General features: G+C 63.7%; 28 protein-coding genes. 10 read left to right on the top strand and 18 right to left on the bottom strand.

What is annotated here, in order from left to right:
- Nucleotides 1–34 precede the first annotated feature (34 nt).
- Entirely contained in the window at nt 35–517 is a 483-nt protein-coding gene (locus A4C63_RS13770) for a hypothetical protein (protein WP_063913137.1), read from the bottom strand.
- Nucleotides 518–884: 367 nt separating this feature from the next.
- On the opposite strand from A4C63_RS13770, the gene A4C63_RS13765 reads away from it, so the two are divergent.
- Complete coding sequence (locus A4C63_RS13765) at nt 885–1,508, top strand: response regulator transcription factor (RefSeq protein WP_063913136.1); 624 nt, start codon at nt 885–887, stop codon at nt 1,506–1,508.
- 57 nt (nt 1,509–1,565) lie between these two features.
- Here the strand turns inward: A4C63_RS13765 and A4C63_RS26570 are convergent, their stop codons facing one another.
- From A4C63_RS26570 to metG, 7 genes are all read right to left on the bottom strand, one after another.
- Nucleotides 1,566–1,742, bottom strand: a complete 177-nt coding sequence (locus tag A4C63_RS26570; protein ID WP_172827525.1) for a PA3496 family putative envelope integrity protein — start codon at nt 1,740–1,742, stop codon at nt 1,566–1,568.
- Nucleotides 1,743–1,846: 104 nt separating this feature from the next.
- Complete coding sequence (nth, locus tag A4C63_RS13760) at nt 1,847–2,485, bottom strand: endonuclease III (RefSeq protein ID WP_063913135.1); 639 nt, start codon at nt 2,483–2,485, stop codon at nt 1,847–1,849.
- A gap of 4 nt (nt 2,486–2,489) precedes the next feature.
- Nucleotides 2,490–3,014 carry an Rnf-Nqr domain containing protein gene (locus A4C63_RS13755; protein WP_063913134.1) on the bottom strand — a complete coding sequence of 175 codons (525 nt, stop codon included), beginning with the start codon at nt 3,012–3,014 and terminating at the stop codon, nt 2,490–2,492.
- Nucleotides 3,007–3,609 (bottom strand): RnfABCDGE type electron transport complex subunit G, encoded by a 603-nt coding sequence (locus A4C63_RS13750; protein ID WP_063913133.1) that lies wholly within the window; start codon nt 3,607–3,609, stop codon nt 3,007–3,009. Before A4C63_RS13750 ends, A4C63_RS13755 begins: the two co-directional genes overlap by 8 nt.
- Nucleotides 3,606–4,580 carry an RnfABCDGE type electron transport complex subunit D gene (locus A4C63_RS13745; RefSeq protein WP_063913132.1) on the bottom strand — a complete coding sequence of 325 codons (975 nt, stop codon included), beginning with the start codon at nt 4,578–4,580 and terminating at the stop codon, nt 3,606–3,608. Before A4C63_RS13745 ends, A4C63_RS13750 begins: the two co-directional genes overlap by 4 nt.
- Nucleotides 4,577–5,125: an Rnf-Nqr domain containing protein gene (locus tag A4C63_RS13740; RefSeq protein ID WP_063913131.1), complete on the bottom strand. Its 549-nt coding sequence runs from the start codon at nt 5,123–5,125 to the stop codon at nt 4,577–4,579. The genes A4C63_RS13745 and A4C63_RS13740 overlap by 4 nt, the downstream gene beginning before the upstream one ends.
- Before the next feature lie 152 nt (nt 5,126–5,277).
- Nucleotides 5,278–7,317 carry a methionine--tRNA ligase gene (gene metG / locus A4C63_RS13735; protein WP_063913130.1) on the bottom strand — a complete coding sequence of 680 codons (2,040 nt, stop codon included), beginning with the start codon at nt 7,315–7,317 and terminating at the stop codon, nt 5,278–5,280.
- A 158-nt stretch (nt 7,318–7,475) separates the two neighbouring features.
- Here metG and apbC point away from each other — a divergent pair, with 158 nt between their 5' ends.
- Complete coding sequence (apbC, locus tag A4C63_RS13730; RefSeq protein ID WP_063913129.1) at nt 7,476–8,570, top strand: iron-sulfur cluster carrier protein ApbC; 1,095 nt, start codon at nt 7,476–7,478, stop codon at nt 8,568–8,570.
- Nucleotides 8,571–8,737: 167 nt separating this feature from the next.
- Here the strand turns inward: apbC and A4C63_RS13725 are convergent, their stop codons facing one another.
- Nucleotides 8,738–8,947: a cold-shock protein gene (locus tag A4C63_RS13725; RefSeq protein ID WP_003254922.1), complete on the bottom strand. Its 210-nt coding sequence runs from the start codon at nt 8,945–8,947 to the stop codon at nt 8,738–8,740.
- 327 nt (nt 8,948–9,274) lie between these two features.
- Here A4C63_RS13725 and dcd point away from each other — a divergent pair, with 327 nt between their 5' ends.
- On the top strand, nt 9,275–9,841 hold the full coding sequence (gene dcd / locus A4C63_RS13720; protein ID WP_003258001.1) for a dCTP deaminase: 567 nt from the start codon (nt 9,275–9,277) through the stop codon (nt 9,839–9,841).
- A 94-nt stretch (nt 9,842–9,935) separates the two neighbouring features.
- The gene (locus A4C63_RS13715; RefSeq protein ID WP_063913128.1) at nt 9,936–10,163 is read left to right on the top strand and encodes a hypothetical protein; all 228 of its coding nucleotides are present in this window, start codon (nt 9,936–9,938) and stop codon (nt 10,161–10,163) included.
- Between the two features lie 24 nt (nt 10,164–10,187).
- On the opposite strand, the gene A4C63_RS13710 is transcribed toward A4C63_RS13715, so the two are convergent.
- The 4 genes from A4C63_RS13710 to A4C63_RS13695 form a co-directional block, all read right to left on the bottom strand.
- The gene (locus tag A4C63_RS13710) at nt 10,188–11,303 is read right to left on the bottom strand and encodes a succinylglutamate desuccinylase/aspartoacylase family protein (RefSeq protein WP_063913127.1); all 1,116 of its coding nucleotides are present in this window, start codon (nt 11,301–11,303) and stop codon (nt 10,188–10,190) included.
- Between the two features lie 234 nt (nt 11,304–11,537).
- Complete coding sequence (locus A4C63_RS13705) at nt 11,538–11,876, bottom strand: hypothetical protein (RefSeq protein WP_063913126.1); 339 nt, start codon at nt 11,874–11,876, stop codon at nt 11,538–11,540.
- A gap of 107 nt (nt 11,877–11,983) precedes the next feature.
- The gene (locus tag A4C63_RS13700; RefSeq protein ID WP_063913125.1) at nt 11,984–14,425 is read right to left on the bottom strand and encodes a penicillin acylase family protein; all 2,442 of its coding nucleotides are present in this window, start codon (nt 14,423–14,425) and stop codon (nt 11,984–11,986) included.
- Between the two features lie 378 nt (nt 14,426–14,803).
- Nucleotides 14,804–16,144: a PLP-dependent aminotransferase family protein gene (locus A4C63_RS13695; protein ID WP_063913124.1), complete on the bottom strand. Its 1,341-nt coding sequence runs from the start codon at nt 16,142–16,144 to the stop codon at nt 14,804–14,806.
- A gap of 155 nt (nt 16,145–16,299) precedes the next feature.
- On the opposite strand from A4C63_RS13695, the gene A4C63_RS13690 reads away from it, so the two are divergent.
- On the top strand, nt 16,300–17,496 hold the full coding sequence (locus tag A4C63_RS13690) for an MFS transporter (RefSeq protein ID WP_063913123.1): 1,197 nt from the start codon (nt 16,300–16,302) through the stop codon (nt 17,494–17,496).
- Nucleotides 17,497–17,558: 62 nt separating this feature from the next.
- Here A4C63_RS13690 and A4C63_RS25685 read toward each other — a convergent pair whose 3' ends face one another.
- The 4 genes from A4C63_RS25685 to A4C63_RS13675 are packed head-to-tail and all read right to left on the bottom strand — an operon-like array spanning nt 17,559 to nt 19,225.
- Nucleotides 17,559–17,756 carry an SEC-C metal-binding domain-containing protein gene (locus A4C63_RS25685; protein ID WP_003258907.1) on the bottom strand — a complete coding sequence of 66 codons (198 nt, stop codon included), beginning with the start codon at nt 17,754–17,756 and terminating at the stop codon, nt 17,559–17,561.
- 7 nt (nt 17,757–17,763) lie between these two features.
- Nucleotides 17,764–18,249, bottom strand: a complete 486-nt coding sequence (locus tag A4C63_RS13685; protein ID WP_063913122.1) for an LEA type 2 family protein — start codon at nt 18,247–18,249, stop codon at nt 17,764–17,766.
- 2 nt (nt 18,250–18,251) lie between these two features.
- Nucleotides 18,252–18,728: a YchJ family protein gene (locus tag A4C63_RS13680; protein WP_063913121.1), complete on the bottom strand. Its 477-nt coding sequence runs from the start codon at nt 18,726–18,728 to the stop codon at nt 18,252–18,254.
- A gap of 2 nt (nt 18,729–18,730) precedes the next feature.
- Nucleotides 18,731–19,225 (bottom strand): DUF6231 family protein, encoded by a 495-nt coding sequence (locus A4C63_RS13675; RefSeq protein WP_063913120.1) that lies wholly within the window; start codon nt 19,223–19,225, stop codon nt 18,731–18,733.
- A gap of 159 nt (nt 19,226–19,384) precedes the next feature.
- On the opposite strand from A4C63_RS13675, the gene A4C63_RS13670 reads away from it, so the two are divergent.
- The 4 genes from A4C63_RS13670 to A4C63_RS13655 all read left to right on the top strand — a co-directional run bounded on the left by A4C63_RS13670 (nt 19,385) and on the right by A4C63_RS13655 (nt 21,993).
- The gene (locus tag A4C63_RS13670; protein WP_063913119.1) at nt 19,385–20,077 is read left to right on the top strand and encodes an OmpA family protein; all 693 of its coding nucleotides are present in this window, start codon (nt 19,385–19,387) and stop codon (nt 20,075–20,077) included.
- A gap of 89 nt (nt 20,078–20,166) precedes the next feature.
- Nucleotides 20,167–20,886 carry an OmpA family protein gene (locus A4C63_RS13665; RefSeq protein WP_063913118.1) on the top strand — a complete coding sequence of 240 codons (720 nt, stop codon included), beginning with the start codon at nt 20,167–20,169 and terminating at the stop codon, nt 20,884–20,886.
- Between the two features lie 98 nt (nt 20,887–20,984).
- Nucleotides 20,985–21,260 (top strand): DUF1145 domain-containing protein, encoded by a 276-nt coding sequence (locus tag A4C63_RS13660; RefSeq protein ID WP_051100302.1) that lies wholly within the window; start codon nt 20,985–20,987, stop codon nt 21,258–21,260.
- Nucleotides 21,253–21,993, top strand: coding sequence for a hypothetical protein (locus A4C63_RS13655; protein WP_063913117.1), 741 nt, complete (start codon nt 21,253–21,255; stop codon nt 21,991–21,993). Before A4C63_RS13660 ends, A4C63_RS13655 begins: the two co-directional genes overlap by 8 nt.
- Nucleotides 21,994–22,143: 150 nt before the next feature.
- On the opposite strand, the gene A4C63_RS13650 is transcribed toward A4C63_RS13655, so the two are convergent.
- Entirely contained in the window at nt 22,144–22,608 is a 465-nt protein-coding gene (locus tag A4C63_RS13650; protein WP_063913116.1) for a CopD family protein, read from the bottom strand.
- Between the two features lie 98 nt (nt 22,609–22,706).
- Between A4C63_RS13650 and dinG the strand changes: the two genes are divergently transcribed.
- Complete coding sequence (gene dinG / locus A4C63_RS13645; RefSeq protein WP_063913115.1) at nt 22,707–24,851, top strand: ATP-dependent DNA helicase DinG; 2,145 nt, start codon at nt 22,707–22,709, stop codon at nt 24,849–24,851.
- Nucleotides 24,852–24,892 lie beyond the last annotated feature (41 nt).

Raw genomic sequence — 24,892 nt, 5'->3', positions numbered from 1 at the left:
GGGGTTTTTTTATGCCTGTGGAAAGCTTGGGCATTCAATGGCCGTCGTTCTTTATCTGACCCTCAAGCACGCTGATCGACAGTTGTGCGCATTGGCGTTTATCCAGGTTGCAAAAGCGCCAGGTGCGCGCTGGCAGAGGCGGTTGGGCAAGGGTGAGCAGCATTTGTTGCTCCATCATGCGATTGGCATCGGGGCCGGAAAACATGAACGTGACAGGCTCGCCCTGTAGCGCTTCGCCGGCATCACTGGGCATTGCAGGTTTGGCCTGAGCGATCAATGTTGGCGTGTTGTCGTTTGCCGTTCTGTTTGGTGACGGGCTGTAGAAGGACTTGTAATTGAAGTTGAGCGTGAGGAAGAACAGTGCCGTCAGGAAAAACGGGAAGCCCACCAGGAACCAGGTATAGAGATTTTGGCTGGACTCGCTGAGAAACGGCAGTGTGGCAAGGGCAGAGGCTTCGATAATCCCCGCGAAGATGGCAATGATCGTCAGTGGGGCGACAGGTTGTGATTGGGGCATATGGGCCGTCTCCAGCGATTTTGCCCATCATTACCTTACAGCGATGCTCAACTAAAGACTGGATAGTTTCCCGGGTGAGGAATAATCGCCCGAAAGCCTGACAGCCCTGTTTGTTCAGCGTGTTTGAATTGGATAATTCCTCAGGTAATGGTCGGTTTTCAACTGGTGCACCTTTGCAGGCGGGTGATACCGTTCATTCCGGTAATAAGGAGTTTGATTGTTACAACTGCAGCAGTTGTGTGTAGGAAATTTCTGTAAGTGCTGTAGGTTTTATCTGCTCATGTATTTCGCCGGTAAATCACCGCGCCAGCCAGCGTTCTGTCGGTTATCTTGGCGAACCAAAGCAAAAACAATGAATGGATATCGCATGAATAAAGTGCTTATCGTAGATGATCATCCGGTCATACGCTTGGCCGTACGCATGCTGATGGAGCGGCATGGGTATGACGTCGTGGCGGAGACCGACAACGGGGTGGCTGCACTGCAGCTGACACGGCAACACCTGCCGGATATCGTGGTGCTCGATATCGGTATCCCCAAACTGGATGGCCTGGAGGTGATCACCCGCATGGCGACCTTCAGCCCGGGCAGCAAGGTGCTGGTGCTGACATCGCAGCCCCCTGGCAACTTCTCGATGCGCTGCATGCAGGCGGGGGCGGCGGGGTATGTGTGCAAGCAACAGGAGCTCACCGAGCTGCTGAGCGCCATCAAGGCCGTATTGTCGGGCTACAGCTACTTCCCCAACCAGGCTCTGCATCCGTCACGTGGCAGGGGAGGCGGGAGTGAGACGGATATGGTCAACCGCCTCTCGGCACGCGAGATGACAGTGTTGCAACAACTGGCACGAGGGCGTTCGAACAAGGAGATTGCCGACAGCATGTTCCTCAGCAACAAGACGGTCAGTACCTACAAGTCGCGCCTGCTGCTCAAGCTCAACGCGCGCTCGCTGGTCGACCTGATCGAGCTGGCGCAACGGCAAGGGTTGAACTGACCGCCAAGGCCGTAAAGCCTCCTGTCAGGAGGCTTTGCCAAGGCTGCAGGTCCCGGGCTACAGATCGTAGTCGAAGTCGGCCAGCTGCTTCTGCAGACGCCTTTCTTCCAGCATATTGTCGATGGTGCGGCGTTTGCTCAGGTTGGTCTTTGCGGTTTCCACCTGGGGTTCCGCTTCATCCTCTGCGGCAACAAAATCATCTTCGATCGACAGGTCGTCTTTATCGCTACTCATGAGTCGCTCCAAGCCAAGGGGCCATTGGCCGTCCTTATAACCAGAAAGCTGACGCTGGTAAAAAAGATTTTTTCAATCGTCTCAGGTGGTTTCCAGCTATCGACTCAATCGTCGGAGGTCTTGTGCTTGTACTCGCACAAGTCTTCGATCCGGCAACTGCCGCACCGTGGCTTGCGTGCCTGACACACATAGCGCCCGTGCAGGATCAGCCAGTGGTGGGCGTCGAGCAGGTAATCTTTTGGTACGAACTTGATCAGCTTCTTCTCCACTTCCAGCACCGTCTTGCCTGGCGCAATGCCTGTGCGGTTGCTGACCCGGAAGATATGGGTATCCACCGCCATGGTCGGCTGGCGGAACGCCGTGTTGAGCACTACGTTGGCGGTCTTGCGGCCCACGCCGGGCAGTGCTTCCAGGGCTTCGCGGGTTTGCGGCACCTGGCTGCCATGGTGCTCGATCAGCAGCCGGCAGGCTTCGATGACGTTCTTGGCCTTGCTGTTGTACAAACCAATGGTCTTGATGTACTCGCTCAGGCCTTCGACGCCCAGGGCATAGATGGCCTCGGGGGTGTTGGCGACCGGGAACAGACGGGCGGTGGCCTTGTTGACGCCGACATCGGTGGACTGCGCGGACAGTGTCACGGCGACCAGCAGTTCGAACGGCGTGGTGTAGGCCAGTTCGGTCTTCGGGTCGGGATTGTCTTCGTGCAGCCTGCGAAAGATCTCCAGGCGTTTGGCGGCATTCATGAAATCAGAGCTTTCCTTGACGACGTGGTTGGGCGGAGCCCGGACGCAGGCGATTGTACAAGGCCAACAGCAGTCCGAGCAGTAGCAAGGCGCCGGGGGCCATGCTGGCCAGATGCAGGCTGGCACCGTCGGTAAGCCATTGGCGGCTGGCACCGAGCAGCAGGCAGGTGGCAAACAGCGCACAAAGGTGGCTGGCGAGCAGGCGCCAGCGCCCTTGATCGGGCAGCAGGTGGTCAGTGGCCAGGCATTGCAGGCATAGCAGTGCGGGATAGTGGCCGAGGGCGAGAGCCGTTGGCAGTAGCCAGGCACGCAGGGCCAGTTGCAGGCAACTGGCCAGGGCCGCCAGCAGCAGCAGGCTGGCCAGCACATAGGCCCAGGTGGCGAGCCGATTGCGCAAGGGCGCCAGCAACAGCTGGTGAAGGCTGCTCATCAGCACCGCGCACGCGCCGATGGTGGCGCTTTCGCCCAGTGTTCGGGTGGCGCCCAGCAGGGGCACGAGGCTTGCGCCCAGCAGGTAGACCCTATTCATGCGTGGCGCCCTCCACCAGCATGCTGCGCTGCTCATCGAAATAGCTTAGCGCCTCCTGCAGCGCGCCGATCACTGCCCGTGAGGTCACGGTTGCGCCGGCCAACTGGTCAAAGTCGCCCTGGTCGCGCTTCAGCGCCCAGTGATCGCCCAACTGGCGGTTGGCAAATTGCCCCAACCAGTTCACCTGCGGATCACCCAGGCGTGCGCCCAGCCCAGGGCTTTCCTGTTGCTCGACCACCTGGCTGCCGATCAGCCGTCCGTCCGCGGCGATGGCCACGCTCAGCACGATCGGCCCGGCATAGCCCTGGGCCTGGGTGACCAGGATGATAGCGGTCGGTTTGCCCGCCAGCGTGGCACGGTAAGCTGCCACGATACGGCTGTTTGGCCGCTGTGCTGCGGGCATGGGCAGCGGGTTGTCCAGTGGCTGGTTGTCGTAACTGCCTTCTGGCAGCACCGCCAGCCGCTGGCGGCTATTCAGTTGTTTCTCGGCGTCGGCGATGGCCGTACTGGTCCAGTGCCGCCAGGCCAGGGTGGCCGACAGCGCCAGTGCTGCGGTCAGCAGCAGCAGGCCCGCATCACGTACCAGGCGCTTCATCGGGCAACCTGCTGGCGCTGCAAGGCCAGGCGTTCGAGGCTCGGCGCCATGAGGTTCATCAGCAGGATGGCGAACGCCGTACCGTCCGGGTAGCTGCCCCAGGTGCGGATCAGGTAGATCAGCAGGCCCGCTCCCAGGCCGAACCCCAGCTTCGCCCACTCCTGCCGGGGGCCGGACACCGGTTCGGTGGCAATGAAGAACGCCGCCATCATGGTCGAGCCTGAGAACAGGTGCAGCAGGGGTGAGCCGTTTGAGTCCGAACCAGAGCCATTCCAGCCCAGCAGGCTGAACAGGAGCAGCCCTGCCAGCAAACCAGCCGGCGCATGCCAGCTGATCACCTTGCGCTGCAGCAGGAACAGGCCGCCCAGCAGGAACGCCAGGTTGACCCATTCGCTGCCCCGCCCACCGATGCTGCCGAAGCCCGGGTGGCTGGCGAACAGTTCATCGATGGTCAGGCTGCGGTTGTGGCGCAGGCTGTCGAGCAGTGTCGGCCGGGCCCAGGCATCGATCTGCTCGCTGCCGGCGAACACCTGCTGCAGGCTGTCGAGCAGACCAGGTGCCGGCCCTGGCCAATGGTTCATCTGCAACGGGAAGTTCAGCAGCACGAAGGCGTAGCCGACCATGGCCGGGTTAAACAGGTTGCGCCCGACCCCGCCAAAGGCCTGTTTGCCGATGCCGATGGCAACACTGGCAGCCACCACCGGCAACCACCACGGCGCCAGGGTGGGCAGGGCGGCAGTCAACAGCACGGCGGTCACCAGCGCGCTGCCGTCGTTCAGCGCCATGCGCAGCGGTTGTGCTCGCAAGGTGAGCAACAACGCCTCGCACAGCAGCGCGGCACTGGCGCTCAGCAACAGGTTCAGCAGCAGACTCCAGCCATGCAACCAGAACAGCGTCAGCAAGCCAGGCACGCAGGCCAGCAACACAAGGCCCATGCTGGTGCGTAGCCGCGGGTCGGGTTTGGTGGTCATTGGGCGAACAACCCGTTGAAGCCGGAAAACGCCATGGCCATCACGCCGGCACCGAGCAGTTCGATGGGCAGGCCGCGCAGCGCCCCGGGCACTTCGGCATGGGCGCTGCGCTGGCGCAGGTCGGCGAACAACGCCAACGCCAGCCAGAAGCCACAGCCGGCCAGCACCCCTTGCAGCAGCGTGGCGAACCATGTGCTGTCGTCGTTTGCCTGTTGCAGGGTGAGCCCCAGCACTGCCGCGTTGTTCAACAGCAGCGCGGGCAGCTGCGTCACCGGCCAGGTCGGGCGCCATCTTGTCAGCAGCCATGGCACGCTCCAGGCAAGCACTGCCAGCCAGGGCAACAACAGGAACAGGGCTAGGTCCTGGGCTTGCAACGGGGCCAGCACCACGCGCAACAGTAGCTGTGCGCCGATCACGCCCAAGGCAATGCACAGTGCGCAGGCAAGGCCGTGCAGGTGCAGGTGCAGCCTGGGGAGTGGCTGTTGTTGCAGGCACAGGTGATTGACCAGCGCAGCGCTGACCAGGACCAGGATGTAGTCGCTCATGAAATGACGATAGCCGGGAATCGGGGCGATTGTCCGGGTTCCGGAGTCATTGTGGGAGCGGGCGTGCCCGCGAACACCGGCAACGCCGGTGCCATGCACCGCGTAGTCCGTTTCGCGGGCACGCCCGCTCCCACAAGGTCCAGCAGGTTTTGTTACTTGATGCGCTGGCCCGGCTTGGCTCCGCTGTCCGGGCTCAGCAGGTAAATCTCTTCACCGCCAGGGCCGGCCGCCATGACCATGCCTTCGGAGACGCCAAAGCGCATCTTCCGTGGCTTGAGGTTGGCCACCATCATGGTCAGGCGGCCTTCCAGCTGGGACGGGTCGGGATAGGCCGACTTGATGCCGGAGAACACGTTGCGGCGCTCGTCACCGATATCCAGGGTCAGTTGCAGCAGCTTGTCGGCACCCGGTACGGCTTCGGCCTTGACGATCAGCGCCACGCGCAGGTCGACGGCAGCGAAGGTGTCGAATTCGATTTCCGCCGACAGTGGGTCCTTGGCCAGCTCGCCGTTGCCGGCCGGGGCCTTGGCTTCGGCGGCCAGCAGGTCTTCCTTGCTGGCAGCGACCATGGCTTCGACCTTGGCCGGCTCGATGCGGCTCATCAGCGCCTTGAACGGGTTCAGCTGGTGGTTTTCCAGGCGCGACAGGTGGTCGTTCCAGGTCAGCGGGGCCACGTTGAGGAAGGCCTCGGCGTCTGCAGCCAGCACGGGTAGCACCGGCTTGAGGAAGATCACCAACTGGCGGAACAGGTTGATGCCCTGGGCGCAGATGGCCTGCACTTCATCCTGCTTGCCTTCCTGCTTGGCCAGCGACCATGGGGCCTTGTCGGCGATCCAGGCGTTGGCACGGTCGGCCAGCGCCATGATTTCGCGCATGGCACGGCCGAAGTCGCGGCCTTCATAGGCGTCGGCGATCGACGGTGCGGCCGCCAGGAATGCTTCGGTCAGCTCCGGTGCGGCATCGCCAGCCACCATCACGCCTTCGTTGCCCTTGTGGATGAAACCGGCGCAACGGCTGGCGATGTTGACCACCTTGCCGACCAGGTCGGAGTTGACCTTCTGCACGAAGTCTTCCAGGTTCAGGTCCAGGTCATCGACGCCACGGCCCAGCTTGGCCGCGTAGTAGTAACGCAGGTATTCCGGCTGCAGGTGGTCGAGGTAGGTGCGGGCCTTGATGAAGGTGCCGCGCGACTTGGACATCTTGGCGCCATTCACGGTCAGGTAGCCGTGCACGTTGACCGCGCTCGGCTTGCGGAAGCCGGCGCCTTCGAGCATGGCAGGCCAGAACAGGGCGTGGAAGTTGACGATGTCCTTGCCGATGAAGTGGTACAGCTCGGCCTTGGAGCCTTCGTTCCAGAACGCGTCGAAGTCCAGCTCCGGGCGGCGTGCGCAGAGGTTCTTGAAGCTCGCCATGTAGCCGATCGGCGCGTCCAGCCACACGTAGAAGTACTTGCCTGGCTCGCCCGGGATTTCGAAGCCGAAGTATGGCGCGTCGCGGGAGATGTCCCATTCCTGCAGGCCCGAATCGAGCCATTCGGCCAGCTTGTTGGCTACTGCGTCCTGCAGCGTGCCGCTACGGGTCCACTGCTGCAGCATGGCCTGGAAGTCCGGCAGCTTGAAGAAGAAGTGCTGGGAATCACGCAGTACCGGGGTGGCACCGGAGATTGCCGACTTGGGGTTCTTCAGCTCGGTGGGCGCATAGGTGGCGCCGCATTTTTCGCAGTTGTCGCCGTACTGGTCTTCGGCCGCGCACTTGGGGCAGGTTCCCTTGATGAAGCGGTCGGCGAGGAACATGCCCTTTTCCGGGTCGAAGTACTGGGTCACCGAACGGGTGGCGATATGCCCGGCTTCACGCAGGCGCGTGTAGATCAGGCCCGACAGCTCGCGGTTCTCTTCGCTGTGGGTGGAGTGGAAGTTGTCGAAATCCACCAGGAAGTCGGCGAAGTCGCTGCTGTGCTCGGCCTGGACATTGGCGATCAGCTGTTCCGGGGTGATGCCTTCCTTCTCGGCGCGCAGCATGATGGCCGAACCGTGGGCGTCGTCGGCGCAGACGTAGATGCACTGGTTGCCGCGCAGCTTCTGGAAGCGCACCCACATGTCCGTCTGGATGTACTCCAGCATATGGCCAAGATGGATCGATCCATTGGCATAGGGCAGGGCGCTGGTGACGAGAATCTGGCGTGGCTCGGACATGGTGGCTCGGCTACTTATCTGGCGACGGGGTAAAAATGAGGTTGATCGGCAACTATAAAGGGCTGGCGAATATATTTCACCCAGCAGAAGCATCTGCTGACGATTGACGGGTTAGGATAGGCGTCTGTTTCACATTCAGTTTGCCAATGGGAGTCTCCATGAGTGCCGTCACCCGTGCCGCCGTCGAAGGCGTGCTTCGCCAGTACACCGACCCCTACCTGAACCAGGACCCGGTCAGCGCCGGCTGCGTGCGCGCGATCGATATCCAGGGCGGGCAGGTTAGCGTGCAGTTGCAGCTGGGTTATGCCGCAGGGCTGTTCAAGAACGGCTGGGCCCAGGTGCTGCAGACCGCCATCGGCAACCTCGAGGGCGTCAGCAGTGCCCAGGTGTCGATCGACTGCGTGGTGGCCGCGCACAAGGCCCAGGCCCAGGTGCCGGCCATGGCCAACGTCAAGAACATCATCGCCGTAGCCTCGGGCAAGGGCGGTGTGGGCAAGTCGACCACTGCAGCCAACCTGGCCCTGGCGCTGGCCCGCGAAGGAGCGCGGGTGGGCATTCTCGATGCCGACATCTATGGCCCCAGCCAGGGCGTGATGTTCGGTATCGCCGAAGGTACCCGCCCGCAGATTCGCGAGCAGAAGTGGTTCGTGCCGATCAAGGCCCATGGCGTGGAAGTCATGTCCATGGCGTTCCTCACCGACGACAACACGCCGATGGTCTGGCGTGGCCCGATGGTTTCCGGCGCGCTGCTGCAGCTGGTGACCCAGACTGCCTGGGACGACCTGGATTACCTGGTGATCGACATGCCGCCGGGCACCGGTGACATCCAGCTGACGCTGGCGCAAAAGGTGCCGGTGGCCGGCTCGGTAATCGTCACCACCCCGCAGGACCTGGCCCTGCTGGACGCCAAGAAGGGCGTGGAGATGTTCCGCAAGGTCAACATTCCGGTGCTGGGTGTGGTGGAGAACATGGCTGTGCACATCTGCTCGAACTGCGGCCATGCCGAGCACCTGTTCGGCGAAGGCGGTGGCGAGAAGCTGGCGAGCCAGTATGGCGTCGACCTGCTGGCGTCGTTGCCGCTGTCGATGCTGATCCGCGAGCAGGCCGATAGCGGCAAGCCGACGGCGATTGCCGAGCCGGAAAGCCAGATTGCCATGGTCTACCAGGAACTGGCCCGCCAGGTGGGCGCGCGGATCGTGCTGCAGGAAGCGGCGACGCCGGCAATGCCTAGCATTACCATCAGCGAAGATTGACTGGCAGACCGAGTCGCCTGCTTCGCGGGTAAACCCGCTTCCACAGGTACAGCGCTGTACCTGTGGGAGCGGGTTTACCCGCGAAGAGGCCGACTCGGTCTTTCAGCCAGGCATAAAAAAACCCGCCGGAAGGCGGGTTTTTTGAAAGCTAGGAAGCTTCGATCGACTTAGGCGATCTGAACTTCTTCAGCCTGCATGCCTTTCTGGCCGCGGGTAGCGACGAAAGTAACAGCCTGGCCTTCTTTCAGGGTTTTGAAGCCGTCAGCTTGGATGGCTTTGAAGTGCACGAACAGGTCGTCGCCCGACTGAGGGGTGATGAAGCCGTAGCCTTTCTCATCGTTGAACCACTTAACAACACCGGATTGACGGTTGGACATTTTTCTGTCTCCTTGGACAATTTGATAACGGTCAGGAAAAACCCTGGCCGGGACTGAGCGCAAAGAGAGCAGAAAATTCAGCGATGGGCCGATCAGGATCGTGCATCAAACTAGAGATTCTCGGTGTCACGTGCAGCACAGTGGCGCCACCTTACCCCACTTTCCGCAACCTGCCAATGGTCAGAAGGCGCTTTACGCAAATTCGGATCGACGGCGGCTGCAGCCCCCGCCCGGCGCGGGATGAGGCATGGAACTTTAACCCTGGCGCGGGGACCGGTAAGATGCGCGTCTGGTTTTTCCCCTCGCAACTCTTCAGGACACCCCGCCATGAGCATCAAATCGGACAAGTGGATTCGCCGCATGGCGCAGGAACACGGCATGATCGAACCGTTCGTCGAGCGCCAGGTGCGCGGCGAACAGGACAGCCGGGTGATCTCCTTCGGCGTCTCCAGCTACGGCTATGACGTGCGCTGCGCCGATGAATTCAAGGTGTTTACCAACATCAACTCGGCCACCGTCGACCCGAAAAACTTCGATGCAGGTAGTTTCGTCGACATCAAGAGCGACGTGTGCATCATCCCGCCGAACTCCTTCGCCCTGGCGCGCACCGTCGAGTATTTCCGCATTCCGCGCGATGTGCTGACCATCTGCCTGGGCAAGAGCACCTACGCCCGTTGCGGCATCATCGTCAACGTCACCCCGCTCGAGCCCGAGTGGGAAGGCCACGTGACGCTGGAGTTCTCCAACACCACCACGCTGCCGGCGAAGATCTACGCCAACGAAGGTGTGGCACAGATGCTGTTCCTGCAGTCCGACGAAGAATGCGAAGTGTCTTACAAGGACCGTGGCGGCAAGTACCAGGGCCAGCGCGGCGTCACCCTGCCGCGTACCTGAGCCGACGAGCGCGGGGAATTTCCCCGCGCCTTTGGCACTCCAATGGGTAACGCCGGTGCGCATGATGCGCAACGGCTCTCGCCAGGAGCTGCCAATGAAACTCCACCCCGCAATCAGTGCCAAGCTGGCTGGCCTGCAGCCCAATCACGTCGGTTTGCTGCCATGGTCATTGCTGGCGTACCCGCTGCCTATGCAAGCGGGGGGCGTACCTCACCAGCCAGATCCCGATGACCCGCAGCCACCGGACCCCGGTGAAAAACCACCCATGGAGCCGGGCGAGCCGACCCTGCCTGACGAGCCGCCACCCGCGCCTGTGGCCTGAGCAACGCTGCAACGGTTTGCCTGATCAGTTACCCAGCAGATAACCGCTGCGGCATACCTGCTCGCCGGCGACATGGGCGATGACCATGCCGGCAGTTGCCATGCGCCGCACACTGCGGGCATACAGCAGGCCGGGCTGGCTGTTGTGCACGGCGGTCACCCGGTCGTTGAGCGGGTCGATGACTTCGGCAATCAGCTGGCCGGCCTCAAGGTGCTGCCCCGGTTTGGCGTGGTACACCAGCAGCCCCCCCAGTGGCGCTATCACCGGTTCGACGGCGGCCAGCGGCGTGGCCGGGCAGCGCAAGGCGGGCAGGGCGGCTGCGGCACCTTCGATCACCCCCGCGTGGGTCAGGAAGTCGAGGATCGCCTGGCAGTCCTTGCTGGCCAGGTCGTGGCTGACATCTGCCTGGCCACGCAGCTCGACGGTGACCGAGCAGCAGCCCAGCGGGATCGGGAAACGTTTGCCGAAGCGTTGCTGCAATTGCCACCAGACCAGGCTGAAGCATTCGTCGAACGACTGCCCGCCCGAGTCGGTGGCCAGCAGGCTGGCCTGGGCCCCCAGATAGCGGGCCAGCGGTTCGACTTGCGGCCAGGCGTCTGGCGTGGTGTACAGGTGCTCGACTGCCTCGAAGTCGCAGTGCAGGTCCAGCACCATGTCGGCATCGCAGGCCAGGCGTTGCAGAATCAGGCGCTGGGCCTGCAGCGGGGTGCGCGCGGGGTGTGCGTCCAGCCCTCGGCGCAGGTATTCGCGGATCAGCGCAAGGTTGTGTGCTGGATCATCGGTCAGGTGCTGTTCGATCTGGTCGCCGATGTTGTCTGACAGATCGACGAAATTGCGGTTGAAATTCTCTCCGCTTTGCAGCTCGAAACGCCCCAGTGGCGCGTCCAGCAGCACCTGTTCCAGGCCGACCGGGTTGGCTACCGGGACCAGGATGATCTCGCGCTGCAGGCGGCCTTGCTGTTCCAGTTCGCCCAGGTGGCGCTTGAGGTGCCAGGCCACCAGCATGCCGGGCAGCTCGTCGGCATGCAGCGAGGCCTGGATATAGACCTTGCCACCACCGCGGGGGCCGAAGTGGAAACTGTGCAGTTGGCGCGTGACGCCCGGAACGGGGGAAAGCAGGTCGTGGGTTGAATGGTGCATGGTGGTCCTGGCTGCGTGGCGAAAACGGTCTGCGACACGGGTCGGCACACAGATAGAAGCATAGATTTGCCGCGTCTGCCTCATTCCGGATGTGTTCGGCCAGTACAGGCAACTTGGCTATTGCAGGCGTGCATTGCCTGCTAAGGTCGCCGGGTCATCTGCCTCTTGCACCGGTTTGTCCAGCGGCCATCGCACCAAGGGGAGGGGCGATGGCCGCTACTAGTCAGTCACTGTTCAGCGCAAGGACATTTTCCAGCCGGATGCCAAGGCCTCCGCCACGCTGATCTTTTCTGCGTAGGCAATATTCTTGATCAACCCTCCCTGCACCAGCCTGGGGGATGTGTGGAAGTAGTCCCAGCTGGTGGCACCGTCCTCAATTTGCAGTTCCTGTACATTGACGGGCACTTCAAAGGTGACCGGCGAGCTAACTGCCGGTTTGCAAATTTCAACGTCGATCATGCTGTAGCTCGCATTTTCATTACCAGCCCACAGCTGTAATTCAATGGTGCTGCCATCTGGAATTTCTTGCGTTTCTGGCCAGGAGACTTCGATCTTCAGGGTTTCAGTGGTCATGACGAACATCCTCTAAATGAATGGAAACCGCGTGTTCCGATACAGCACACGCGGTCCAGAGGAGGTTAAAGACCTGGATGGAGGATAAGGAGTTGGAACCTTAACCCTTAGCGAGCCGGTACTAGTGTCAGCCGCTGGTTGCCATACGCTCGCCCGAAGTTCTGCTGCTGCAGCGGCAGGCTCATGAAGCGCCCCTTGAACCAGGCGTCCAGGCCGTCGCTGTAATGCGTGCTGGCCGGGTTACCGGACTGTCCGCTGCTGGTCAGCACCTGCAACGGCTCGGCCTGGCCGAAGTCGACGATCATCCGTGCCGAGGCCGGCAGGCGGGTGTCGAAGTTACTGCCCCAGGCGTATGGCGTCAGGGCCAGGGTGGTGAAGTCGCCACCGGCAGCCAGCGGCGAGCGGCTGATGGTATCGCCCAGGCCGTGGTAGGCCGGTGCCGGCCAGCGGTACTGGTGCAGCTGGCCCCACTGCCAGGCGCGGCGGTCGGCACCCAGTTGCGCAGTGCCGGCATCCACTGCGCCAGCCAGGCTGCGGGCCAGGATGGCCGGCTTGTCTTCCTTCTGCGGGGTGCTGCGGTCATCCCAGAACGGGCTGTCGTCGCGGCCCAGCAGGTGGTCTGCCTGTGCCGAGAACGACAACCGCGCATTGCTGACGAAGGCCTGCCAGGCCGGGCCGGATTCCGGGCCCAGGTCGTCGAGGAAGGTTTGCCGGGCCACTTCCTGGAGGAACAGTTCGTACAATGCGGCATCGCTCGACACCGGGCTCAGGCGGCCATCGAAGGCCTTGAGCCGGGCCAGCGCGTCGCGCGCCTTGTCGCGCTGTGCGGCGGGCAGGGCGTCGATGGCCTGCTTGAGTGGCTGGGCCATGCCGGGGGCGTCGAACATCTGCTTGAGCTTGTCGGCCAGCAGGGTGGTCTGGTCGTTCTGCAGGGCCATCAGGCTGCGGCTGTCGTGACGGCCATTGCCAGCCAGCTGGGCCAGGCGTTCGGCGCGTTCGGGGTAGTACCAGGTGCTGGACAGCTGCATGCCATAGCCACGCGGCAGGCTGCGCTGGTTGGCGTGGCCGATCCAGCCGGCGGGCGGGTCCTGGTCGTAAGGATGCAGCATCGGGTCGGCATAGCCGTCCCAGTCGTAGCGCCCGTCCCAGCCCGGCGAGGGCAGCAGGCCCTGGCCTTCGCGGCGGTTTGGGTAGCGGCCACTGACTTGCCAGCCGATGTGCTCGGGTTCGGCAAAGATGAAGTTGAGGGCGGCGGCGGTCACTTCACGGGTACTGTCGAAGGCACGCTCCACGCTCTTGGCCCGGGTCAGGTCGAACAGTGCATCCAGGCTGCGGTCGCCCTTGAACTGAGGCAGGTTCAGCGCCAGGCCCAGGCTGGCATTGCCTGGCTGGGCCAGCAGGGTGCCGTGGCGAGTGTCGTACATCACCTCGCGCAGTGGGCGCTGGCCGCGGACGAAGAAGGTTTCGCTACGGGCGCGGGCCGGCAGCCATTTGCCGTCGGCCAGGTAGCTCAGCTGGCTACCCTGCTGGCGCAGTTGCTCCAGGTACAGGTCCTGGTTGTCGGCCATGACCGCGCTGCTGCTCCAGGCCAGCTTGCCGTTGTAGCCGGCCAACACGATCGGCAGGCCGGGCAACGACAGGCCGGCGACCTGGTACTTGCCGGTGTGGATCTGCACCGGGCTCAGGGCCCAGGCCGCTCGGCTGTCGCTGGCCAGCAGGCTCTTGCCGCTGTGGCTGCGCTGCGGCGCCAGGGCCAGGTTGGCCGATCCAGGGCTGCCCAGAAGGTCGAGGTCGGCGAGCTTCTGGCTGGCAGCCGCCAGGGCCGGCAGGCCCGGTAACTGGCTGGCCAGGTTCAGGCCCTTGAGCTTGTCCACTTCGGCTTCGGCCAACGGCTCGTCCGGGGCGCCGGGCAGCAGCCAGGCCAGTTTGTCGCTACCGGCTTTCTGCGCCAGGGCCAGGGCGCTCAGTTCTTCCTGCAGGTTCACCGACTGGCTGAAGGCGTACAGGCTGAAGATCAGAGCCGAGTCTTCGGGCTTCCAGTACTCGGGGCGGTAGCCACTGCTGGCCAGGCCGGCGGGCAGCTTGTCGCGGTAGCGGAACAGGTAGGCGTTGACCCCGCGTGCGTACACCTCGAAGAAGCGCTTGAGCCGTGGCGAGGCATCGGCGTACTGCTGGGCGGCGCTCTGCTTGAGGTTGGCCGCGCGCATCAGCCGGTCGATGTCCAGCGCGTCGCTGCCGGCCAGCTCGGCCAGCCGGCCCTGGGCCAGCAGGCGCATGGCGACCATCTGCTCGATGCGATCGCCGGCGTGCACATAGCCCAGGCTGAACAGAGCGTCATGGAAGCTGCTGCTTTCGATCAGTGGCGCGCCCATGGCGTTGCGCCGTACCGAGACGTTCTGCGCCAGGCCCTTGAGCGGCTGCACGCCGCTGGTCGGTGGCACGCTGTCCTGGTAGCCGCCCGTCTGGCAGCCGGCCAGCCCGAGCATGCCGAGCAGCGTGGCAGCGGTTGCGAACCGCGGGCGGAAGGGAGGAAAGGCGGGGGCGGCCATGACAAGGGCTCCTGCAAGGCGTGGCGGTTTTGGAAAGGCGCTAAGGTAGTTAGCGCGCAGGCGCCGTGCAAGGTCCCTGGGCGCTTTATTTTTTGTGCTTGGCGTGGGGTGTGTGGCGCCTGTGGGATCGAGCGCCGCCCGCACGGCGCATCGCGAGCGAAGCTCGCTCCTACATTTGTTTCGGGCCAATTATTCCTGTGGGATTTGCGCGCGAACGCCTTGGCGCATGGCTCGATATCGCGTCGTACAAACAAGGCGGTCGCGTGCGCTGGCACAGGCGATACTGGCCCGAAACAGATGTAGGAGCGAGCTTCGCTCGCGATGCGCCGCGCGGGCGGCGCTCGATTTACGCACCCTCTCAAAACTCAAGACAGGCACTTAAACCTTGAAATGCTCGGCCACGGCGTCGGAAAAGTGCGTGCAGTTGATGCGCGCATGGCGTTGATAGTCACGGCTGACGGCAAAGGCCGAGCCTGGCATCAACAACACCTTGTGCTGTTCCAGGCGATGCATGAAGGGCTGCAGGTCGGCCAGTTCGGGGTGGTGGACCCACAGGAACATGCCGCCTTGCGGCGTTATGTCGAACTGCCAGCCGCGTTCCCTTAACAACCGTTGGGTCTGCGCCTGCTGGCGGATCAGGCGCTGCTGCAGGTCTTGCATGTGCCGGGCATAGGTGCCGTCGGACAGGATGGTGTTGACGAAGCGTTCGCAAAACGCCGGCACCGCCACGCAAGTCAGCAGTTTCAGGCGTGTCAGCGGCTCTATCAGGTCGGTCGAGCAGGCGATGTAGCCCACGCGCAATGAAGCGGACAGGCATTTGGAGAAGCTGCCGATGTAGATGACCCGCTCAAGGTTGTCCAGTTCGGCAAAGGTCTGGCGCACGCCCGGGCTGAAGTCGCCGTAGACATCATCCTCGACCACGAAGAAGTCGTGTTCCACCGCCAGACGCAAGATGCTGAAGGCATTGTGCGGGCTGATATTGCCGCCGGTCGGGTTGTGGAAGGTGCTGTTGCAGAAGAACGCCTTGGCCTTGTGCCTGGCCAGGTGCTCTTTCATGTCGTCCACGTTCGGTCCGTCCTGGGTTCGCCGCACCCCGACCACGTGGCCACCGGCCAACTGGATCAGCTTGATCAGGTTGCCATTGCCGGGCTCGTCGACGAACACGTGATCGCCTGGCTTGATCAACAACCGCGCCACCAGGTCCAGCGCTTGCGTGGCGCCCAGTGTGGTCAGCAACTGGCTTGGCCGGGTGTCGACACGGGTCAGGCGTTTCAGGTGCATGCACAACTGTTTGCGCATGGGCAGGTAGCCCTGGATGTCACCATATTCCGCCAGCGAACTCTGCTCCAGCCGCGCCGTGCGCCGAATCGCCTTGGCCAGCAGCTCGGTGTCACGCCAGGCGGGTGGCAGCCAGCCGCTGCCCAGTTTGGTGTAGTGCTGGCCCCCCTGCAGCAGCCTGAACAATGGGTCGCCGGCCATGCCTGTGGGCGCATCCACCGTGCCGGTTTGCCGTGTATGGCTGGCCACGAAGTAGCCGCGACCAGGAGTGGCGGTCAACACACCTTCGCTGACCAGCCGGGCATAACTGGAGACGACATCGTGGTAACTGCAGTCGACTGCCGCTGTCAGCTTGCGGATGGACGGCATGCGCTGGCCAGGCAGCCATTCGCCGGCTTCGAGGCGTTGTTTCAACTGGTCATGAAGGCTGTGCGGGCGCATGTCGGGTCCAGCAGCTGTTAGAAAAAACAGCCTAACAGTTAACCGGAAAGCGCGTCGACTGTTCGCATCTCTGGGCGCGGCAGATGCCACCATGCACCTGTCGGCACTTTTCGCGATGTCGAAATCACCCCGTCCACCTACCGTGAGCACATGCCATGTCGAGCACACTTCCGCGGCGCACGTATCTGTTTTTCACCGCGCAATCGATCAACCTGACGACGGCGGTCATGTCCGTGACCATGGCGGCCATCGTCGGGGCGGCACTGGCACCTGCCGCCACGTGGTCCACGGTGCCTTACGGTTTCCAGTTTCTCTGCATGATGCTGGCTACCTACCCGGTCTCCGGGCTGATGAGCCGTATCGGCCGCAAGCGGGCGTTCATGCTGGGCTCGATACCTTTGGCGGTGTCTGGCATCACTGGCTATCTGGCCGTGCTGTACCAGCACTTCCCGACGCTGGTGATCAGCCATTCGGCATTGGGCATCTACATTGCGTTTGCCAACTTCAATCGTTTCGCGGCCACCGACAATCTGGCCCAGAACCTGAAGCCAAGAGCGCTTTCGCTGGTCGTGGCAGGTGGTGTGATCGCTGCCGTGGTCGGGCCAGCGCTCACCGAATGGCTGCGCGACGTTGGCGGGTATCCGCTGTTTTCGCTGTGTTACGCCGCCTTTGTCGGCCTGGCGGTGATGTCCTTGCTGATAGCGGCTTGCCTGCCCGGCGACAGCGGTATCACCAGTAACGACCGTGCAGCGAAACCGGCTGGTACAGCCGCTGAATCGCTTAGCCCGGTGGTCGCCTTGGCCATGGCAGTGGCCGCGCTGGGCTACGGGATCATGAATTTGCTGATGATCCAGGCGTCGATGCACATGAAACACATGCACGAGGACTTTTCCGACGTTCGCCTGGCGATTCAATGGCATGTGATTGCCATGTTTGCCCCGTCGTTCTTCACCGGCGCCATCATTCACAAGCTCGGGATCAGGGCCACCATCTGTCTCGGCCTGGGCCTGTTGATCGGCTGCACGGCCATGAACATGTGGTCGCACAGCTACGCGATGATGACCTTGTCGCTGATAGCCCTCGGTCTGGGCTGGAACCTGACCTACGTGGGCGGAGGGGCGCTGCTGGCGCAAACGCTGCAAAACAGCCCGGCTGCGATGCAGATGCAGGGGAAAAACGATCTGGCTATTGCGGTGTTCGCGACCATTGGCGCATTCAGCCCGTCGCTGTTGCTGGGCTCGGTCGGCTGGGACGGCACCAATGCCATTTGCATGGCCCTGTGCATCGTGCTGCTCATGGCCACCGCCGGGGTGCTGCAGCGCAAGGTAGCCGGGCCTGCAAGGGCCAGCTAGGCAGCAAGGCCCCGACTACCCACAGCGCGGCCCGCAGCAGGGACGCGCAAGTGCTGTTCAGGTCAGGCGCCGTGGCACTTCTTGAACTTTTTCTGGCTACCGCATGGGCAAGGGTCGTTACGGCCAACGTCTTTCAGGGCGTTGCGTACCGGCTCCTGGTGGCCGTGGTTGCAGTGCGGGCCGTGTACATGGCCATGATCGTGGTGGTGGTCATGATCGTGGTTGCAGTCAGGACCATGAACGTGGGGTTGTTGGGACATTGCAGGGTTACTCCGGGTTGTAATCGCCGGGGATTATCTCACCACTGCGCGACAAGTGCAGGTCCCGATGGATGAGCAACCCGGTCGCCAGCTCGCCCTGCAGGCTGTAATGCAGCGGTTGCTCGCTTTTCAGCAGCTTGGCCAGTGGCTTCAGGTGCTGCCACAGGTTGGTCCGCGCGGTGATCTTGAAGGTACGCCGGGCATGCCCGCCGACACTGCGCCACAGGCTGGTTTCATCCTGCACCAGCAACAGGTCGTTGAGGCGTATGGCATACGACAAGTTGCGGATGAACAGGCGGCTGTCATTGGGGTTGTCGACCCGCAGGTGCAGCACGAACTCCTGCTCCAGCAACCTGGCCTTGACCGTCTCCACCTTGACCAGGTGCACCTCGGGTTCGCGCCAGTCGTCACCGCCCCAGCTGGCGCAGCCCGCCAGCAGTGCCAGCCATGCCATCAGGGCGGCGAACAGCAACGGGCGGGGGCGGGCGATCATGTTCAGCTACCCACGTAACTGGCGCAGCATTTCTTGAACTTCTGGCCGCTGGCGCAGGGGCAGGGGTCGTTGCGCCCGGCCTTGAGCCCGACCGTGGGGTCGATGAAGTACCAGCGCCCGGCATGCTGGACGAATGCCGAGCGCTCGCGGTGCTGATGGTCGCCCTCCTGGTCGTGCCAGCGAGCGGTAAAGGTGACGAAACCGTGCTCCGGCTGGCCGCCCAGCACTTCTGCGCTTTCCACCTCCAGGCCCAGCCAGGTGCTCTGGGCACTCCAGGCGGCCATGGCGGCGCGGTCCAGGCCGGCTTGCTGGGCCGGCAGGGTGGTGGCCACCAGGTAGTCGACCAGGCCCAGCACGTAGGCACTGTAGCGCGAGCGCATCAGGGCCTGGGCATCCGGTGCCGGGGTGCCGGCATGGTAATGCCCGCAGCAGGCTTCGAGCAGGTTGCCACTGCCACAAGGGCAGACCGAGACACTCATCATCACCACCAGTACTTGCCGAAGTTTTCGGGGTTGGCCCATAACTTGGCGTTGAGCCAGTCCGGTACCTGTTTGTAGTCATGTAGATCATAGGTGAACAGGCTCAATACCTGCTGGTCACGGCGGAATTTCTCGCTGGCCGACAGGGCCAGGGCAAAGAAATCGGTATCTTGCCAGCCACAGGCGGCCAGGTCGGTCAGCACCGCGACCCGGCTGGCATTGAGGTTGCGAATGCCACCGAGCAATTCCAGGCCGGTGCGTTTGGGCAGGTGCTCCAGGCAGTCCACCAGTACCGCCAGGTCAAAGCGCTGGGCTGCCAGTTCGGCCGGTAGCGGGCCTGGGGCGGCAGTGGCGATGGTTACCTGTGGGTGCGCCTGGGCGAAAGCGTCCAGCGCCGGAAAACGCGTGCCTACCAGCAGCAGGCGTTGCGGGGTGAAGCGCTCCAGCAGGGCCGCCAGGGCCTGCTGCGGGGTGCGCTGGGAAAAACCTTCGGTCATTGGCAATCCTCGTTGAAGTCGTCCAAGACTAGCGGGCCGCAGCGTGCGGGCAAAGAGGCATGTGACCGAGTCGTGGCTTATTGGTGGCAGGGATCAAATGCTCGGTCTTTACTCCCAGAGATCGGCCTTATGCCGATTCCCCCTAGGAGAAGCAATGAAATGAGCATAGTACGCACAGCGATACCCCTGGTCCTGCTCACCAGTGTGTTGACTGGTTGTGCAGGTTTGCAAAAGACCGACTGGCCGAAATGTGCTGCCGTCGGGGGTGTAGGCGGCGCTGCCCTGGGCGCCATCGAGAGTTCCAGCTGGGCTGGCTGGGGCGCGTTGCTGGGCGGTGGCCTGGCGGCGGGCTATTGCTGGGCCCATGGCGATGGCGACGAGGATGGCGACGGCGTGCCGGACAGCCGTGACAAGTGCCCTGGCACCCCGCGGGGTGTGCAGGTCGATGCCAACGGTTGCCCGCCGCAGCCGGCTGCGGTGGTGGAGGAAGTGGTGGTGCAGAAGGAAGAAGTCATCGTCATCCGCGATGTGCACTTCGAGTTTGACTCTGCGCGCCTGACCGCCAGCGACAAGGAGCGCCTCAACACCATTGCCACGCGCCTGAAGCAGGAAGCGCCGTCTGCCCGCCTGAGCGTCAGCGGCCATACCGACAGCGTCGGCTCCGACAGCTACAACCAGAAACTGTCCGAGCGCCGTGCCCACTCGGTGACCGATTACCTGGTCGAGAGCGGTGTGCCGCGCAGCAGCTTCGTGTCGGTGGTCGGTGCCGGTGAAACCCAGCCGGTGGCTGACAACGCCACGGCCGACGGGCGTGCCATGAACCGCCGTACCGAGATCAAGATCCAGCGGTAGAACGGCGTGCGCCCGTGCCTTGAGCAGTGGCACGGGCGTGCCTTGACGGCGGTCAGCCGTTCGTGGCCAATGACACAGGAGCATTCAGCATGAGTGTGACGTCGAAGGCGGCGCTGCCGCTGTTGGTGGCTGCCAGCCTGCTCACGGGCTGCGCCACCCACAGCGATGGCAGCGCGCCCCTCAACCAAAGGACCTGGCCCATCTGCAGTCTGCTCGGCGGCCTGGTCGGTGGTGGCCTGGGGGCCATCGAAAGTTCAAGCTGGGCGGCCGGCGGCGGTGCCCTTGGTGCCATTGCCGGGGGCCTGATCTGTTACGCCCAGGATGGTGACGAAGATGGCGACGGCATTTTCGACCGCCGCGATCGTTGCTCCGATACCCCCGTCAACACTACGGTCGACCACATGGGTTGCCCGTTGAAAGTGTACCCCGCATCGCCGCCTGCCACTGAACCTGAACCCTCGCCAGAGGTGATCATCCTGGATGACAACGGCGCGGTGATGTTCGCCTTCGACTCCGCCGAGCTGACCCCGGCGGCCCAACAGCGCCTGCAGGGCCTGGTGGCGAAACTCGATTCACCGACGGTGGCCAAGGTCAGCGTGATCGGGCATACCGACAACGTAGGCTCCGACAGCTATAACCAGGCGCTTTCCGAGCGCCGCGCCGGCAGCGTGGCCGAGTACCTGATCGGCCAGGGGCTGGCGCCGGGCAAGGTCACCAGTCAGGGGCGCGGCGAGAGTGAACCGCTTACCGACAACGAAAGCGAGGAGGGCCGCGCCCGCAACCGACGGGTGGAGCTGCACCTCAACTGAGCGGTGCTGGCGCCTGCCTTGGCATTGCAGTTAATGTTGGTCGCACGGCCCGCTCGAACGGGCCGTCTCGACATAACAACAATCCATGGGGGCGGGGTATGAAGTTCATCCTGGGCCTGGGCAAGGTCCTGACAGTCGCTTTCTGGGGTGTGGTGTTGTTCAATCAGTTGATGCCACAACCTTTGCCCTTCAATCTGCTGATCAACGCCGCGGGCATCGCCTTGCTGGGCCTGCACCTGCTCGAAGTGCTGTTCTTCAATGGCAGCCTGCGCGGGCGCAGCCACCGCTGGTTCGATCGTTTGCAGATCCTGTTGACGGGTATCTTCCATGTCATGTCCATTCCCCGTGCGCAGGAGGCGCCGCGAAATGCGTAATTTGATATTGCTGGCCATGTTGGCCGCCCCCCTGGCCCAGGCCGAAAGCCTCGTGGTCGCTGCCAACTCCATGCTGCGTCTGCCCGACAAGTCGGCCAGCGTGCACCTTGCGCACCTGCGTGTCGCTGACGCCGCAACCCTGCTGCTGCCTGCCTCGCTCGCGGAACTGAAGGTCGACCAGCTGGAACTGGGGCGCGATGCGCGTATCGCCATTGCACCGTCCGATAGCCCGTTGCTGATCGAGGCGCGCAGCGCGCGGTTGGGTGAGGGCAGCGAATTCAGTGCGCCGGGGGCGGCGGGCACTTACCAGCGGGGAGCCCGCTCGGGCCGCAGCCTGGACCTGAAACTGGCTGAAGTGGATGCCGAGCGGCTGGCGATCGATGCCCGTGGCGGTGCTGGTGCGCCGGGTTACGTGGGGCTCGATGGTGCCAACGGCCAGGCCGGTGGCTGCACCTGGGGCCAAGCCAGCCGCGGTGCCAATGGTGATGACGGCGGCAACGGGCACGATGGCGCGCCGGGTGGCCGCATCCGCCTGAGCGTGCCGCAGGGCTTCCCGCAGGAGCGCATCGTGGTGCGCCTGGACGGTGGCGCACCGGGCAAGGCCGGCAAGGGCGGGGCTAGCAAGGGTTGCCTGGTGTACCGCACAGACGCCGGCGCCAACGGCCGGCCGGGGCAGCCGGGCCAGCCTGGATTGGCCGGGGCTGCAGGAGAGCTGATTCTGCAGCGCCTCTGAAGTCTTGCCGCGCCCCCTGTAGGAGCGGCCTTGTGTCGCGATGGGCTGCGCAGCAGCCCCAGGATTTCAGCGCCTTCGCACAAATTGCCGGGGCTGCTGCGCAGCCCATCGCGACACAAGGCCGCTCCTACAGGGGCCGAGCAGATCCTGTCAGAGCATCAGCCGCGAACTGGCCACGGCTACCACCGCCAGGCCCAGCAGCAGGTTGATCCCCACCATCCGCCGAATCCGCCCCAGCACTGCCGCACCCGCCGGCCAGTCCTCGGCCTGCACCGCCGCCTTCAGTTCCGGCAACAGCAATGCCTGGATGCGCATGAACAGGGCAAACATGGCGATGCCCCCTCCGATCATCACCTGCACATACTTCGGTGCAGTCTCGAAGCCGCTGAAGCGCATGTGCAACATGCCGATACCACTTATCGCCAAAATCGCCACGGCCAGCCAGACCCAGCCGAAGAAGCGTCGGAAAACTTCCACCCACAAGCGCAGCCGGGCAGGCCCTTCAAGGGCTGCAACCGTTGCCGGGCGCAGCACCAGCCAGGCGAAGAACATGCCGCCGACCCACACCAGGGCGGCCAGTACATGCAGTGTGTAGGGCAGGGCAAAGGCAAGCATCCGGATCTCCATGCGGCATAAAGGGCAATAGCGGGGTATGATAGCCGCCCCATGCGAAACACTGAAAATATATCCAGCCCTCCGGGCGCCTGCAGACCATGATCAGCAACGAACTCAAAGCCACCATCCAGGGCGCCTATACGCGTTTTCTCGAAGCCAAGAGCCTCAAGCCACGCTATGGCCAGCGCCTGATGATCGCCGAAGTGGCCAAGGTGCTCGGCGACATCGCCTGTGACGAAGAAGGCCGCCGTGCTGGCGAGCCTGCCGTGGTGGCAGTGGAGGCAGGCACCGGTACCGGCAAGACGGTAGCCTACAGCCTGGCTGCCATTCCGGCCGCCAAGGCTGCCGGCAAGCGCCTGGTGATCGCCACCGCCACCGTGGCGCTGCAGGAGCAGATCGTCTTCAAGGACCTGCCCGACCTGATGCGCAGCAGCGGGCTGAACTTCAGCTTCGCCCTGGCCAAGGGCCGTGGCCGTTACCTGTGCCTGTCCAAGCTCGACATCCTGCTGCAGGAGGGCCACGCCCAGTCGGCCACCGCCCAGCTGTTCGAGGAAGAAGGCTTCCGCATCGAAGTTGACGAGCGCAGCCAGAAGCTGTTCAACAGCATGATCGAGAAGCTTGCCGGCAACCGCTGGGACGGTGACCGCGACAGCTGGCCCGAAGCCCTGGAAGACCAGGACTGGGCGCGCCTGACCACCGACCACAGCCAGTGCACTGGCCGTCATTGCCCGAACTTCCAGCAGTGCGTGTTCTACAAGGCCCGCGAAGGCATGGGCAAGGTCGACGTGATCGTCACCAACCACGACATGGTGCTGGCCGACCTGGCCCTGGGCGGCGGTGCGGTATTGCCCGACCCGCGCGACACCATGTACGTGTTCGACGAAGGCCACCACCTGCCAGACAAGGCCATCGGCCATTTCGCCCACTATTCGCGCCTGCGTTCCACTGCCGACTGGTTGGAGCAGACCGCCAAGAATCTTACCAAGCTGCTGGCCCAGCACCCGCTGCCCGGTGACCTGGGCAAGTACATCGAGCAGGTGCCGGAGCTTGCGCGGGAAGTGCGCACGCAGCAGCAGTTCATGTTCACCCTGTGCGAGCAGGTTGCCGACTTCCGCCCCAGTGAGGACAACGAAGGCCGTGAGCGCCCCCGCTACCGCTTCGAAGGCGGCGTGGTACCGGAGCAGATCCGCGAAGTGGGCATCGAGCTGAAAAAGGGCTTTGCCCGCCTCAACGACCTGTTCACCCGCCTGGCCGACCTGCTCAAGGAAGGCATGGACGGCGAGGTCAGCATCGGCATCGCCAGCCACCAGGCCGAGGAGTGGTACCCGCTGTTCGGTAGCCTGGTCACCCGCGCCCAGGGCAACTGGGAGCTGTGGACGGCCTTTACCGCCGAAGACCCGGAAGACAGCCCGCCCATGGCCCGCTGGCTGACCCTGGCCGAGAGCGGTGCGCTGTTCGACATCGAAGTCAACGCCAGCCCCATCCTGGCCGCCGAAATGCTTCGCCGCAGCCTGTGGAGCGTGGCCCATGGCGCGCTGGTGACGTCGGCGACGCTGACCGCGCTGGGCAAGTTCGACCGCTTCCGCATGCGCTCGGGGTTACCGCGTGACGCGGTCACCTGCGTGGTGCCCAGCCCGTTCGTGCATGGCGATGCCGGCCTGCTACGGGTCCCCGACCTCAAGGCCGACCCGCGCGATGCGGCGGCGCACACCGCGGCGATCATCCGCGAGCTGCCGAGCATCGTCGAGGACGCCCGCGGCGCGCTGGTGCTGTTCTCCTCGCGCAAGCAGATGCAGGACGTGTTTGACGGGCTGGACCGTGACTGGCGCAAGCTGGTGCTGATCCAGGGCAACCTGTCCAAGCAGGAAACCCTGAACAAGCACAAGGCGCGGGTCGACGATGGCCAGCACAGCGTGCTGTTCGGCCTGGCCAGCTTTGCTGAGGGTGTCGACCTGCCGGGCGCCTACTGCGAACACGTGGTGATCGCCAAGATTCCCTTTGCCGTGCCCGACGACCCGGTCGAAGCGGCGCTGGCGGAGTGGATCGAGGCCCGTGGCGGCAACCCGTTCATGGAAATTGCCGTGCCTGACGCTTCGCTGCGGTTGATCCAGGCCTGCGGCCGCCTGCTGCGAACCGAACAGGATCGCGGTGTCATCACTTTGCTTGACCGGCGCCTGGTCACCCAGCGCTACGGCAAGGCTATTCTCAATGCGCTGCCGCCGTTCCGGCGGGAAATTTCCTGACCGCCGGAGCACTTGCTCCGGCGCGTTGTCCATTACTCAGT

The organism is Pseudomonas sp. p21 (assembly GCF_001642705.1).
In the GTDB taxonomy this organism is placed as follows: Bacteria; Pseudomonadota; Gammaproteobacteria; order Pseudomonadales; family Pseudomonadaceae; genus Aquipseudomonas.
Note: the sequence above shows the minus strand (reverse complement) of the source record. Positions and strands in the feature narration are given on the sequence as shown.